The organism is Rothia sp. SCPM-O-B-18226 (M350), assembly GCF_058213595.1.
On the sequence record NZ_JBYQJS010000001.1, the window covers coordinates 64,951 to 77,633 of the forward strand.

The following is a 12,683-nucleotide window of genomic DNA, read 5'->3' on the forward strand; positions in this document are numbered from 1 at the left end:
AACGAACCCCTCATTTTCATAACCTGACCGATATTGTGCAGGTTATGAAAATGAGGGGTTCGCTGTTTTTAGATGAAACCTCGCCGGATATATCTATTCAGATAAACCCGGCTCGATGAAACCCTAGACAGGGAAGTTCTCGGGCGGGAAGACTACTCGTCCTCGGTCACCCGGTTCACGACGCGGGTGCTACGGTTTGCCTTCACCTCTTCGGGGAGTAGGACCGGCATGGGACCGGTCGGGGTGTAGGTTGCCGCGCGTGCCGCCGCGGTAGCGTGGGTGTCCTCAAACTCGGGGATAACCTCGGCGCTGGGTGCGCGGTACAGGTGGCTATTTGCCCACCATGCGAAGAGCAGAACCACAACCGCCAGGGCGGTGGAAACGAACAGCCACGGGCTGACCTGACCCTCGTAGTAGAGCTTGAAGAATGCGCCACCCATGAAACCGCCGGCAATCGGGCCGCAGATCGGAACCCACGCGTAGAACCAGCGTGAGGTGCCCTTATCGTGGATGGGCAGCAGGGCGTGCATGAGGCGCGGACCGAAGTCACGGGCGGGGTTCAGGTGGCCGCCGGAGTAGGCGTGGGAGGCGTAGACGCCGAAGGTGACGGCGAAGCCCCAGCCGAAGGCGATGGTGAAGAAGTTGTCGCCGTGGCCTTTGGAGCGGCGGAGTTCGACGTTGGCGATGACGCCGCAGCCGATGGTGCACATGATGAGCGTGCCAAGAAATTCAGCAAGGTAGGGGCTAATAGTGTACACAGGGTGTCCTTCAGGTAGTGAACTGCGGGTGGTATACCGGGATTCGGTCGGGTGCGCAGTGCCGAGCGTGAGGGAGGTGTGGTTTTGTGTGGGGTTATACCGCCCGGGCGGTGGGGTTAACCTTTGGCATCTATGGAACCCTGAATGCCCTTACTGGGCAATACTTTAGTGTTATTTCACCCTTATAGATAAGCTATTTTTGGGTTTTTTATTTAAAAATAAATGTGGTGGATGCGGGAAAAATCGGGCGTAGTTCACAGGGGGGACGTGTGGTGTGCAGACTCCCGTGTCGGCCTGCATAAAACACAAAACTGCCCGGGCCCCTCAATTGGGTGCCCGGGCAGTTTTCTGCGGGTTTACACGGCTGATTTAGGCCGGGAGAACAGCACCGCTACGCCGCTACTTTGCGCTCGCCCAGCCGAGGATGGCCTCGAAGAAACGCTCACATTCGCGCAGCTGCTCCAGCTCAATCCACTCGTTGGGGGAGTGAGCCTGCGCAATATCGCCGGGGCCGCAGATGATGCTCTCCACACCGGCGCGCTGGAACTGACCCGCCTCGGTGCCGTAGGTGACCTTCTGCGGCGCATCGTTGGTGCCGAGCCACTCGTGGGCGAGGCGCACGATGGGCGCATCGTCTTCGGTGCCCAGGCCCGGCACGGTGGCTAGCAGTTCGTGCTTCACGCCCACGCGGGAGGTGAGGCTACCGGGCTCCGCGCCGGTCAGCTTCTCGGCGCGTGCGGCGCGCGCCTGCAGGTCGGGCAGAATCACCTCGGAAATCTCGCGGTCGATGCGCTCGACGAAGGACTCGGTGGTCACCCGCGGCAGGGTGCGCACATCGTACTCGAGCACGGCCTGCTCGGCGACGATGTTGTACTGTAGGCCGCCGTTGACCAGGTTGACGCTGCCGGTGGAGTGGGGAATGATGAACGCCTCGTCGAAGGGGCCTTCCTCCTCCCACTCATCGGCCATGTCGGTGAAGAAAGTGATGAACTCGCCGGCGGCGGCGACCGCATTCACGCCGTGGGTGGCGAGGGAACCGTGCTTGGGCACGCCGGTGAAGGTGACGCGGCCGCGGTGGGCGCCCTTGTGCGCGTCGATAATGCGCATGCTGGAGGGCTCACCAACGATGGCATACTCGGGGGCGAGATCGCGCGCTACGAACTCCTCGATGAGGGAGGGGGCACCGACGCAGCCGATCTCCTCGTCGTAGGAGAAGGCAAAGTGCAGGGGCACGCGCAGCTTCGCCTCGGCAACGCGCGGCAGCAGCCAGAGCGCGACAGCGATGAAGCCCTTCATATCGCAGACGCCGCGGCCGTAGGCGCGAGTACCCTCCACGCGCAGGGTGAACGGGTCGCTGGCCCAGTCCTGACCGGCGACGGGCACGACGTCGGTGTGGCCAGAGAGGACGAGCCCGCCGCGGGTGGTGCCGTCCGCTGCGGGGACGGTGATGAAGAGGTTAGCGCGGGTGCGGTCCTCGTTGTAGGTGCGCACGCCGCTGTAGCCGTAGCGGCCGAATTCGGCTTCGAGAAGCTCGATGAGTTCCAGGTTGGAGCTGCCGGAGACGGTGGGGATAGCGACAAGCTTTTCGAGCCAGGGGAGGGACGCCGGCTGAGTGGTCTGTGCGGTCATGAGGAACCTTTCTGCTGTGCGTTTGTGCCCGGGGTGGCTACGTTCAGGGTACGCCGCGGGGCGGTATTCGTCGCGTGGTCGCCGCCGAATACCGCCCCGTGAATGGCCTGAGCGGCCGGACTAGATGACGTAGTTGTTGACGTTGGAGTGATCGCCGAGCGCGTGGAAGTTGCGCGAGTGGTAGACGAGCGGGGTGCCCTCGCAATCGTTGCGGATAAACTCCTCAACCTGGGCGGTGAAGACGAGCGCGGGGCCCGCCTCAACGCGGCTGAGGGGGGTTGCGCGCAGCACGCGGCGCACGCCGTGGACGAGGGGCTCACCGGTGTGGACGAATTCCCACGCGGCCGGGTCGGCGAAGCGGGGGTAGTCGTGGGTCGCGAAGTTCTTAGCGAGGGTGACATTCTCAGCGTCGAGCATGTGTACGAGGAAGGAGGAAGCCGCAGCAATCTTTGCCGCGGAGCCGCTATTGGCCTTGAGGGAGAAGGCGATGATGGGCGGTTCGGCGGCGACGGAGGTCAGGGAGGAGGCGGTGAAGCCTGCGGGTTCGCCGTTTTCGTCGGTTGCGGTGATGATGGCGACGCCGGCGGGCTGGTGGCCGAAGGCGAGCTTGAACTGCTCGGTGGTATCGGCGAGGGTCGCCTGTGCTGCAATGGTTTCGGTCATGATCGACCCTTTCTTCTGCGGCTGCGTGGGTTCGGCCCGGGTTGTGTGTGCGGGCGGTTCCCGTGAGTAGGGGAGATATGTTCAGGGTAAAGCTTTGGTGTAGCGAATACCTTATTTATTGCCCTATGTTTCTTAGGCCTACCTTTCATGACGAGAGGGGCGAAATATTACGTCATATTCGAGGGTGTGCAGGGGATGCGGAGGCACCCGGCGGGGTTTGCGCGGGAGAGCCCCCTGCTTCACCTCGAGGGTCGCCTCCGCGGGGCCTTAGACGGGTTTTGCGGGGGTCTTCTGGGGGTTTCTCGGGGGTGTAGAGGCCTCTAAGGTATCCTTGCTTGGTACACGAAAGCGCACCGGGCCCCCGCACGAGGGGTTTCAGGGCGTTCACTGTGGTGAGATGAGGGTTTATGAGCTGGTTGGCAACTATTCCGCTGCTGCTTTTCGCGGTCGTGGTGGCATTCGTTCCCGGATACGCGATGGGCTGGGCGTTACGCATCCCCACGCGTCTGCGCATCTTCCTCTCCCCGCTCCTGACTTTTGCCCTGGTGGCTGTCTCGGCGATTGTGCTGGGTAAGACCGGCATCGCGTGGAGCCTGATTTCCTTCGTCGTGGTCGCGGCCGTGCTAGTGGCTGCGGCGGCGGGCCTGATGTGGCTGGTGGGCCGCCGCTGGCCCTCGGCCGTAGCGGGTTCCGACGAATCCTCGGTGAGCTGGCCGGGTAACACGGTGCCGCTTTCCTGGCCCGTGGTGGGCGCCCTGCTGGGCGGTTTCTTGACCCTGCACACGACCCAGCATATGGTCTTCGGCCCGGAGGCCTTCTCTCAGACCCTGGACAATTCCTTCCACCTGAACGCGATTCGCTGGATCCAGGAGCACGGCGACGCCTCGAGCCTGACCATGGGCGCGGTTTCCGGAACGAACCAGGAACCGTACTTCTACCCCGCCGGTTGGCATGATTTCGTGTACCTGATCTACAACACGACCGGCACGAGCATCGCGACCGCAACCATCGTCATGGTGCTACTGGTGGCGGGCGTCATCTGGCCCTGCTCCCTGGTTGCGATGTGCCTGAGCATCCCGCATCTACGTCGCCTGCAGGCGCTCGCTATTCCGGCGTTGACCTGCGGTTTCTTTGCTTTCCCCGGTCTGCTGCTGTTCTGGGGTGTGCTCTTCCCGAACCTTTTGGGCTATGCCCTGCTCCCCGCCTTTGTGGCGCTGCTATCGCACATGATTCAGGTCATGGTGCATCGCGAGTACTCCGTCGTTCTCTCCCTGTCCCTGACGATTCTGGTGGGCCTGGGCGGCCTGGCCCTGGTGCACCCGAACGCGGTGGTTTCTGCGGCGGTATTCGCCGTGTCCATGCTCCTCGGCGGTGTGGTTCAGATGTGGCGCGTCCACGACGCCTCCGTGCGTGAGCGTCTGGTGGGTACCGGCGTTCTGGTTGCGCTGATTGCCGGATGCGTGACTGCCTGGTCCGTGCTGCGCCCGAGCGAGGACGCCAGCGACCTGTGGACCGCCGTCATGAGCGAGGGCGAGGCGGTCTACCAGTTCCTGTTCCTGGGCCTGGAGAACGCGAACCCGCTGGGCGGTAATTTCGCTCCCGCCTACCTGATGGGTTTCCTGGCCCTGTGGGGCGTGGGGTACCTGCTGTACAAGCGCCGCAACCTGTGGCTGATTGGCAGCTGGATGCTCGTTGGCTACATGTGGATTATCGCGGCTTCGGTGCCGCGCGGTGACTTCCGCCTGCTGATGGTGGGCCCCTGGTACACCGACCACTTCCGCCTGGCGGCGCTGGTGGTGTTCCCCTCCGTACTGCTTGCAGGTATTGGCCTGGGTGGCGCCCTGGAGGGTGCGCTCTCCTGGGTGGTTCGTCGCGTTCCGCGCACGGCACGCCTGAACGTGGCGACGGCCGGCATGGGTGTCACCGCGGTGCTGGTGCTGGTGGTCGCCGGCCTGTCCTCGCGAACCCCCGCGATGCACGACGCGACCCTGGTGGTCGCTCAGCGGTACCAGGTGACCCCGACCTCCGAGGTCTTGAACCAGGACGAGATGAACGTCATTAACGAGATCCCGAAGATTGTGCCCAAGGGCGACACCATCGTGAACAACCCCTGGGACGGTAGCGCCTACATTTACGCGTTGGCCGACCGCCACCTGACCAGCTACCACTTCGAGTTCAAGATTTCTCCGAAGTATGCGGCAATCATCAACGATTTGAAGGATGCCCGCACGAACCCGGAGGTCTGCCGCGAGGTGAACGAGTACAAGGCCCACTGGTACGTGCACCTGGAAAACCAGGGCAACTTCGGCCCCAGCGAGCAGAAGAACTACGACGGCTTGGTGGCCGCTATCGATACGGATGTTCTGACCCCGGTGTACTCCTCCGGCCCGATGACTCTGTACCGTATTAGCGCCTGCGACAACTAGACGCAGACAGCAACTCCACCCGGGATGTATGCGCCCGGGGAGGGGCCGCATCGCGGTCTTGATTCTGTGACGAATCCTAATGCCGCTGAAGCACTGATATGATGAAAGCCGGTATGTCCACTGGACATGCCGGCTTTCGCACGCACGGTATGACACATTCGTTAGGAGGGGTAGCAGCCCTATGGGATCTCCCACATCGCCTCATACCCCTCGCACGCTGGTGATTATGCCCGCCTGGAACGAGGAAGAAGCACTGCCCGGCACCATCGCCGAGCTACAGGAGACGGTGCCCTACGTGGACCTGGTGGTGGTCAATGACGGCTCCACCGACAACACCTCCGCTGTGGCTCGTGAGGCGGGCGCCTTTGTGATTGACCTGCCCTACAACATGGGAGTGGGCGCCGCCATGCGCACCGGCTACAAGTACGCGCAGCGCACGGGCTACGACTACGCCATGCAGGTGGACTCGGACGGCCAGCACCATCCCGAGAGCATCCCCTCGCTGATTGATGCGGTGCAGGATTACGATATTGTGATTGGGTCCCGCTTCGGTGAGGGCTCTGATGACTACGAGGTGTCCGGCCCGCGCAAGTGGGCGATGAGCCTGCTGTCTTTCCTGTTCACCCGCTCGGCGGGTACCCCGTTCACGGACGTGACGAGCGGCTTTAAGATCGCTAACCGTCGCGGTATCGACTTTTACTGCCGTAACCTGCCCGCCGAATACCTGGGCGATACGATCGATATCACCGCCATGGCCATTAGCAATGGCCTGCGGGTGCGTCAGGTGCCGGTGCACATGCGTGAACGCCAGGGAGGTACGCCCTCCTCCGGTCCGCTGAAGTCTGCCATCTATCTGGTTCGCTCGCTGTTCTCCTACGGCATTTCGGTGAGCCGCCGCCGGGAGGAGAAGTAGCCGTGAGCGCCAGTGTTTTCTTCTTGATCCTCGCCATCCTGGTCTGCACCTTCGTGGTGGTTCAGGTGCGTCATCAGCGCATGAAGGAACGGTACGCCGCCCTGTGGCTGATTATCGGTGCCATCATCATCGTGCTGGGCGCCTTCCCGAATCTCCTCAACGGTGTGGCGGACTTCGTGGGCGTGGCCCTACCGGTGAATCTGCTGTTCCTCCTGTCGATTCTGCTGCTGATGGGCGTGAGTATTCACCTGACCCTGGAGCTGTCGCGCCTGTCGGAGAAGACCCGCATCCTGGCCGAGGAAGTCGCCATCCTAAAGGCGCTTCAGGAGCAGCCGGAGGGCGCCTCCGGTGCGAGGAAGCGCGACCAGCAGGACTCTTAAAGCTTTACCGTCGAGACTTTTCACCCCTTTGTGAGTTGGAGTAATACCCCATGACCGTTGATATTTTGTTCCCGTACTACGGCGACGTTGCCATGATGAAGCAGGCCGTGCTGTCCGTGGTCGGTCAGACCAACCCGGACTGGCGCCTGATCGTGGTGGATGACGGCTACCCGGACGACTCGATTCCCGGCTGGTTCGAGTCCCTGAAGGACGAGCGCATCACCTACATGCGCAATGAAACCAACCTGGGTGCGAACGCAAACTACCGCAAGTGCCTGACCTTCGTGGAGAACGAACTGGTCACCGTCATGGGTGCCGACGACGTCATGCTCCCCAACTACGTGCAGTGGCTCGTGGATGCGGCGGCTAAGCACCCCGAGGCTTCCATCTTCCAGCCCGGCGTGGTCGTCATCGACGAGCACAACGGCCTGTCGAACACCCTGGTGGAGCAGACCAAGGCGTTCTACCGCCCCAAGGGTGAGGCCGTGCTGAAGGGCGAAGAGCTGGCCGTCTCGCTGCTGCGTGGCGCGTGGTTCTACTTCCCGTCCCTGGGTTGGCGTGCGGACGCCATCGTGGGCACCGGCTTCCGTGAGGGCCTGAACGTCATCCAGGACATGGCGCTGATTCTGGACATCACGATGCGCGGCGGCTCCCTGTACTACGACCCGCAGGTCGCGTTCATGTACCGCCGTCACGGTGGTTCCGACTCGTCCTGGCGTGCCCTGGAGGGCACCCGCTTCGAGGAGGAGCGCCGCTACTACAACACCATGGTCGAAGAGATGAGCGCCCTGGGCTGGAAGAAGGCCGCCCGCGTGGCTCGTATTCGCTTCTCCTCGCGCGCTCACGCGCTGACCCTACTGCCGAAGGCGGCCCTGGCGAAGAAGTGGCAGGGCGTGAAGAACCTTGCCGAGCACGTGGTGAAGTAAACCCTATACGTGTGCGATGCGTCGTACATCCTACGGTGGATGTGCGGCGCATCTGCGTATGGAATGATTGGTTGAGTGACAGCTAGGAGCGAGGAGGACGCGGTGAGCGAGCCGGTACAGAATCCTGATGCAGGCGAGGCACGGGAGCGGAACTCTCGAGAGATTCTGCCTCAAGAACCCGCGGATACCCGGGACACTGCGGAAACCCAGGACACTGCGGAAGCCCAGCCTTCGGGCACGGTCAACCGCTACCAGTCCCTGGCGCTGCTGGGATCGTCGGTGCTGGCGGCAGCGTCCACGCTGGTCGTGACCATGATTGCTCAGCGCGCCCTGACCGGGTCGGAGCTGACGGAGTTCCTGCTCTTCTGGTCGGCGCTTTTCACGGTGACGGGTATTATTACTGGCCTTCAGCCGGAGATTACCCGCGCGGTGGGTACGGCGCGCACTTACGCTGCAGCTGACGGGGTAGCATCCGCCCACCCCGCATCCGACGGGACGCCCGCACCGCAGGGTGCCCGCGTGGTGACGGTTGCGGCCGCGCTCGGCGCTGTCGCCGGTGCGCTGGTTCTGGTGAGTTCTCCGCTGTGGGCGGGTCAGCAGATTCCACATTCGGCGGCGGTGGGCGTGACCGTCATGGCCGTGGGCGTGTTCCTCTACGCCCTGCAGGCGACCATCAGCGGTGTGGCCGCCGGTGAGGACCGCTGGTACCTTTTCGCGACGGTCGGTGGCCTGGAATCTGCCGGGCGCCTCCTCTTCATGCTTGCGGTGGCCCTGCTTATTCCTTCCCTGGCGGGCCTTGAGGTGGCAACGGTCATTCCGATGGGTCTGTGGCTCATCCTGGCGCTCGTGACGTTCTCGGGCCGCCGCCTGTGGGTTGCCCGCGCGGATGTGCCCGCGGGCCGTTTGACGGTCAATATCCTTTGGTCGTTCCTGTCCTCTGCCGCCGCAGCGATGCTGATGATGGGCTTCCCGAACGTACTGAAGGCCAGCGGCGCCGCGGAGAGCGAACCGGTCGTGCTGGGCACCCTGATTCTGGCGATTTCCATTACCCGTTCGCCGATTATGATTCCCCTGCAGGCCTTCCAGGGCGTGGCGGTTTCTGCCTTCTTGAAGCAGCGTCACCGCCCAGTGGCGGCGTTCATTAAGCCCGCCGCCGCGGTGGTGGCGGTGGGTGCTGTGGGCGCGTTGGCGGCCTATCTGGTGGGTCCGCTGCTCTTCCGCCTGATTTACCCGCCTGCCGCAGGAACCGAGTCCGCGTACGAGGCGGCCGCCTCCGGCCTCTCCCTGGGTGCGCTGGTGTTTGCCTCCGCGCTGCTGGCGCTCATGACCCTCTCGGGCAATATGGCGCTCGCGGTGAACCAGCACCGCATCTACCTTGCCGGTTGGGTGGTTGCCGCGGTGGTAACCCTGGGCCTGGCGTTCCTGCTGCCCGCACCGCTGGTGCCGCGCGCCGTGGTGGCTTTGGCGGTCGGCCCGGTCTGCGGTTTCGTGGTGCACATGGTGGGTGTGTCCATGGCCTCCCGCGTGGAGGAAACTCGCGCCGAGTAGCTTTAAAACTTATGGGAGGGGCACGTACGTCATGTACGTGCCCCTCCCGTTTTCGTTGCGGAGTGGATAGCCGGCTAGGGCACCAGCCACTTGCGGACCGGCGGAATCCACCGCAGCAACCACACCAGAATCAGCGAGGAAGCCCACACCATCAGAGCGTAGGGAGCCTCCAGCCGGTAATCCACCAGCGGCCAGCCGTAGGCTGCGAGGCCCTGAATAATCAGCAGGTGAATCAGGTACACGCCGAAGGTCAGCGCCGACAGCTTACGCAGACCCGTCTGAGCCGCCTGCGGCAGACGATTCAGTGGTAGAGACTTGAAGAACACGAAGACCGCCGAGGCCCAGAAGATCGTCGGGATGGACAGATACGACATCGCCAGACTCTCAAGGCCGTGGTGGTTCAGGGTCAGGTAGGGGCCGTACAGGATGTGCGTCAGGGAACCGGCAACACCCAGCACGTAGATGACGAGGCGCCACGGCAGGCTAAAGCTCGTATTCGCCAGCGCATAACCCAGGAAGCAGAAGCCCACGTACCCCACGATGGGGGCGGTGAACTCAGACATAATGTGCGGGTTAATCTTATGCACCGTGGTGGTCGCGATGGGCATGAAAAGCCCCAGCACGGCCATGAGCCACGCCAGGCGCACCTTCTTCTCGCCAGCACCACGCAGGGCGTAGGAGAAGATGGGGAGCACCAGGTACACGCCGATGAGCGCCTCCAGGTACCAGAGGGTCACGCCCACGGTGCTCGGCGCCAACAGCACGGCCAGAATCTCCTCACCCTTTGGCAGGGGAGTATGGGTGAACCAGCTACGCGCGAAGAGGTAAATCTGCCCCCAAATCAGCAGGGGAACCAGGATTTTCGTGAAGCGCTTCTTGTAAAAGGTGCCGACGCTCTCCCGCTCGGTGAAGTTGAGGAGGGTGATGCCGGAGGCCATGAAAAAGAGGGGGACGGCGGCAACCGCGGTACCCGAGAGGATATTCTCGAGAACCCAGCCCGGCGAATCGTAATCCACCCGGTAGTTGAACCGGTTGTGCAGGGCGACGACGCCGATGATGGCGAGGACGTTAATGCAGTCCAGGTACACCTTTCGCCCGGGCTTGGGGCGGTGCGCGGCGGACCCGCAAGCCGGTCGGCCGCCGGGCTGGGAATCCTCGGAGGGAGAGGACGCCACCTGCGCCGATGCAGGCAGAGAGGACATAGATTTGCTCCAATCTGGGTGAGTGTGATGAGAGAGAACCCCGGAGTCGGGGCGTGAAACCTAAATGCTGTAGACCCGTTTGACGTACACGCCGTAGAGAACCCGGTACAGGGCCGTGCTGGTCTTCAGGAGCAGGCCGGCGGCACCGAAGACCGGGCGTCGGCGGAGGACGAGTAGCGCATCGCGCACCGAGAAACCGCGACGGCACCCGGCGAGGGTTGCCGGAGCATCCTCACCGCCCACGATGAGCGCCTGCTGGGCGTTATTCAGGTACGCAAGAACCCGGGCGACGGTCAGCGCCTCCTGACCTTCGGGCAGGTGGTACGTGCTCGTGCGTTGCAGGGATTTCGCGAAGTAGTCGAGCAGGCGGCGGGTCTCGGCCAGGGGAGTGATGCGGCTCCAGGTCAGGCTTCCCGCGTTCACCGCGTAGGCGTAGAGCGGCTCGTCGATGACGGTCACGCTCTGCGCTCGCAGATAGCAGTCCAGGATGACGCACTCATCCTCGGCGCGGCGAATATCCTCCGGGAAGTAGACGCCTTCCAGCAGGGAACGCTCAATGAGCTTATCCCACGGGTAGGGGGACAGCTCGTCCTTGAGTAGAGCGAAGGCCGCCTGCTGCCCGGTCAGGGTGCCGGGGGCACCCTTCAGGCGCTGCGTGGTCGTGCCGTCGGTTGCCACCATGGTGTGAGCGCAATTGACCACCTGCGCGCCCGTGCGCTCCGCGTGGTGGTGCAGCCGTTCCAGGAAGGTGGGGTAGAGCGTGTCGTCGGAGTCGAGGAACGCCACCCATGCGCCGCGCGCCGCATCCAGGCCCTGATTGCGCACCGCGGAGGGGCCCCGGTTCTCGGGGTTGTTGAACACGCGCACGCGTTCGTCCGCGTTCCGCTGTAGGTAGTCCGCGATCAGCTGCGCCGAATCGTCCGGGGAGCCGTCAACCATGACCAGCAGCTCAAAGTCGGGGTCGGTCTGCGCCAGCACCGACTCAATCGCCGCGACCACGGTGGAGGCGGTGTTGTAGACCGGCATGATGATGCTCGTGCGAGGGGTGGAAGACATATGCATAAAACCTTGAGGGAGTACGGAGGACTTACATGCCGTAGGCGCGTCGAACGTACACGCCGTACAGGGTGCGGTACAGGGCCGGGGAGAGCTTCAGCAGCAGGCTCGCCGCACCCATCACGGGGCTCGAAAGCAGGGCCTGGCCGACCCATTCCCACCTAATCTGGCGGCGACATTCACGAATCACCGCGGCGGAGTCGGCGCTATCGCTCATGAGCGCCTGCTGGGCGTTGTTGAGGTAGGTGACGGCCGAGGAGGTGTTGAGGGCGCGGCGTCCTTCCTTCGTGGAGAGCAGCTCGGCACCGGCCTGGCGCATGTAGCGGGTGTGGCGAATACTTTCCTCCACCGGGGTAACGCGACCCCAGGTCAGGCCTTCGGCACCCATGTAGTACACGTAGAGGCAATCCGGAATCACCTCGAGAGTCTTGGCCTGCATGAGGCACTGGAAGACGGCGAGGGCGTCCTCCGCGCGGTGAATGTCGGTCGCGAAACGCACCGACGAGAAGAGCGAGGCACGGAAAATCTTATCGGGCGTGAAACCCGTGAAACGGTCCTGCAGGTAGTTAATCGCAATATCGCGGCCCGTGTAGGTGCCGGGGGAGTTCTGCGGGCGGTCCAGGGTGGAGCCATCCGCCCGGTGGATGGTGTGACCGCAGGTTGCCACGTCCGCGCCGGTTCGCGCCGCCGCGGCGTGCAGGCGTTCCAGGAACTCGGGACGGTACGTGTCGTCGGAGTCGATGAAGGCAATCCACTCGCCGCGAGCCTCATCCAGGCCCTGGTTACGTGCCGCGGAAACGCCGGCGTTCCGTTCGTTGTCGAACAGGCGGATGCGGGGATCGGGGTTGCCCTCCAGGAACTCGCGAATTACCCGGGAGGAGCGATCCGGGGAGCCGTCAATCACCACCAGCAGCTCAAAGTCGGGGTCGGTCTGCGCCAGAACGGATTCAATTGCGACGACGACGCTATCAGCCGTGTTGTAGACCGGCATGATGATGCTGGTGCGCGGTGTGCGCGGTGATGACATGGTACCCCTTTGGAGCATTGATGACGGAATTACATATAGATACATCATACGGGGGCTAGGAGCATCTGACCCCTATTCCAGCTTCACACTCTCTTCATACTCTGGGAACTTAGGTAACCCTATGGAAAACGCATGGGGTGCTTCCTACACTGGAA

Annotated in this window: 11 protein-coding genes; 5 read left to right on the forward strand and 6 right to left on the reverse strand. The window is 63.3% G+C overall.

What is annotated here, in order from left to right; translation table 11 throughout:
* Positions 1-152: 152 nt before the first annotated feature.
* The 3 genes from AC3E6W_RS00330 to AC3E6W_RS00340 all read right to left on the reverse strand — a co-directional run bounded on the left by AC3E6W_RS00330 (position 153) and on the right by AC3E6W_RS00340 (position 3,050).
* On the reverse strand, positions 153-758 hold the full coding sequence (locus tag AC3E6W_RS00330) for an aquaporin (protein ID WP_049332290.1): 606 nt from the start codon (positions 756-758) through the stop codon (positions 153-155).
* A 399-nt stretch (positions 759-1,157) separates the two neighbouring features.
* Positions 1,158-2,387 carry an acetylornithine deacetylase gene (gene argE, locus AC3E6W_RS00335; RefSeq protein WP_049344547.1) on the reverse strand — a complete coding sequence of 410 codons (1,230 nt, stop codon included), beginning with the start codon at positions 2,385-2,387 and terminating at the stop codon, positions 1,158-1,160.
* Positions 2,388-2,507: 120 nt separating this feature from the next.
* Positions 2,508-3,050, reverse strand: coding sequence for a flavin reductase family protein (locus AC3E6W_RS00340; protein WP_049332296.1), 543 nt, complete (start codon positions 3,048-3,050; stop codon positions 2,508-2,510).
* A 407-nt stretch (positions 3,051-3,457) separates the two neighbouring features.
* On the opposite strand from AC3E6W_RS00340, the gene AC3E6W_RS00345 reads away from it, so the two are divergent.
* From AC3E6W_RS00345 to AC3E6W_RS00365, 5 genes are all read left to right on the forward strand, one after another.
* Entirely contained in the window at positions 3,458-5,476 is a 2,019-nt protein-coding gene (locus AC3E6W_RS00345; protein WP_049344549.1) for a DUF6541 family protein, read from the forward strand.
* A 181-nt stretch (positions 5,477-5,657) separates the two neighbouring features.
* Positions 5,658-6,389: a glycosyltransferase family 2 protein gene (locus AC3E6W_RS00350; protein ID WP_049344553.1), complete on the forward strand. Its 732-nt coding sequence runs from the start codon at positions 5,658-5,660 to the stop codon at positions 6,387-6,389.
* Positions 6,390-6,391: 2 nt separating this feature from the next.
* A complete protein-coding gene (locus AC3E6W_RS00355) occupies positions 6,392-6,769 on the forward strand; it encodes a DUF2304 domain-containing protein (RefSeq protein WP_049332306.1) in 378 nt (125 codons plus the stop codon).
* A 50-nt stretch (positions 6,770-6,819) separates the two neighbouring features.
* Positions 6,820-7,695: a glycosyltransferase family 2 protein gene (locus AC3E6W_RS00360; protein ID WP_049332308.1), complete on the forward strand. Its 876-nt coding sequence runs from the start codon at positions 6,820-6,822 to the stop codon at positions 7,693-7,695.
* 102 nt (positions 7,696-7,797) lie between these two features.
* Positions 7,798-9,243 (forward strand): hypothetical protein, encoded by a 1,446-nt coding sequence (locus AC3E6W_RS00365; RefSeq protein WP_490652041.1) that lies wholly within the window; start codon positions 7,798-7,800, stop codon positions 9,241-9,243.
* Positions 9,244-9,317: 74 nt separating this feature from the next.
* Here the strand turns inward: AC3E6W_RS00365 and AC3E6W_RS00370 are convergent, their stop codons facing one another.
* From AC3E6W_RS00370 to AC3E6W_RS00380, 3 genes are read right to left on the reverse strand one after another with little or no spacing between them, the layout of a single operon-like run.
* Entirely contained in the window at positions 9,318-10,445 is a 1,128-nt protein-coding gene (locus AC3E6W_RS00370; protein ID WP_490652042.1) for an acyltransferase, read from the reverse strand.
* Positions 10,446-10,505: 60 nt separating this feature from the next.
* Positions 10,506-11,501, reverse strand: a complete 996-nt coding sequence (locus tag AC3E6W_RS00375) for a glycosyltransferase family 2 protein (protein ID WP_490652043.1) — start codon at positions 11,499-11,501, stop codon at positions 10,506-10,508.
* Positions 11,502-11,532: 31 nt separating this feature from the next.
* Entirely contained in the window at positions 11,533-12,528 is a 996-nt protein-coding gene (locus AC3E6W_RS00380) for a glycosyltransferase family 2 protein (protein WP_313968265.1), read from the reverse strand.
* Positions 12,529-12,683: the final 155 nt, after the last annotated feature.

Excerpts from the sequence above, each read along its gene's own strand:
- AC3E6W_RS00340 (WP_049332296.1), bottom strand. The coding sequence starts at position 3,050 with ATGACCGAAACCATTGCAGCACAGGCGACCCTCGCCGATACCACCGAG.
- argE (WP_049344547.1), bottom strand. The coding sequence starts at position 2,387 with ATGACCGCACAGACCACTCAGCCGGCGTCCCTCCCCTGGCTCGAAAAG.
- AC3E6W_RS00370 (WP_490652042.1), bottom strand. The coding sequence starts at position 10,445 with ATGTCCTCTCTGCCTGCATCGGCGCAGGTGGCGTCCTCTCCCTCCGAG.
- AC3E6W_RS00360 (WP_049332308.1), top strand. The coding sequence starts at position 6,820 with ATGACCGTTGATATTTTGTTCCCGTACTACGGCGACGTTGCCATGATG.
- AC3E6W_RS00375 (WP_490652043.1), bottom strand. The coding sequence starts at position 11,501 with ATGTCTTCCACCCCTCGCACGAGCATCATCATGCCGGTCTACAACACC.
- AC3E6W_RS00380 (WP_313968265.1), bottom strand. The coding sequence starts at position 12,528 with ATGTCATCACCGCGCACACCGCGCACCAGCATCATCATGCCGGTCTAC.
- AC3E6W_RS00345 (WP_049344549.1), top strand. The coding sequence starts at position 3,458 with ATGAGCTGGTTGGCAACTATTCCGCTGCTGCTTTTCGCGGTCGTGGTG.
- AC3E6W_RS00350 (WP_049344553.1), top strand. The coding sequence starts at position 5,658 with ATGGGATCTCCCACATCGCCTCATACCCCTCGCACGCTGGTGATTATG.